Genomic DNA, 555 nt, shown 5'->3' on the forward strand with positions numbered 1-555 from the left:
GGTGCAGCCGCGGAGCAACGTGGTGAAGTTGGGGTCCTCGAAGAACCGTTCCTGGGGCTCTGACAGCAGGAAAGCCACCGAGCCCGCGCGCTGGGTCACCAGGCTCCGGGCCGCCCGGTTCACCACGTAGCCGAGCTTGCGGATGGCGGTGTGGACCGCCTCCTGGGAGGCCGGGCTGACGTTGTGCCCTCCCTGCAGGACGCGGGAGACAGTGCCGCGGGAGACGCCGGCGTGTGCCGCGACGTCGATGATGGTCGGCGGGCGTTTTGTCCGCGCGCTTGCTCGCCGTTGTGGCGCGGTGTCCGTCATCTGGCCTCACCTGCGGTGGCTGGTGCTCACGACTTTACGGCCCCGGTCAGCAGGTCGATGCGCCAGTAGCGCTGCAGACCGAGGAACAACGCGATCAGGGGAATGATCGACAGCAGCGCACCGGTGATCACGAGGGTGTAGAGCGCCGGTTTGCTCGCGCCCTGCTGGAGCAGGCTGTAGAGGCCCACGGTGACCGGGAAGGTCTGGTCGTCGGCGAGCATGACGTAGGGCAGCAGGAAGTTGTTC

At 67.7% G+C, this 555-nt stretch carries 1 protein-coding gene and 1 pseudogene; both read right to left on the reverse strand.

The window, feature by feature from the left end; all coding sequences use genetic code 11:
• Positions 1-309 (reverse strand): LacI family DNA-binding transcriptional regulator (locus UK23_RS47860; protein WP_045318529.1); only part of this gene is annotated, 309 nt, incomplete at its 3' end.
• A 26-nt stretch (positions 310-335) separates the two neighbouring features.
• Positions 336-555, reverse strand: a pseudogene (locus UK23_RS53495) (carbohydrate ABC transporter permease); the annotation flags it as partial.

It is taken from the genome of Lentzea aerocolonigenes (assembly GCF_000955955.1).
Lineage (GTDB): Bacteria > Actinomycetota > Actinomycetes > Mycobacteriales > Pseudonocardiaceae > Lentzea > Lentzea aerocolonigenes_A.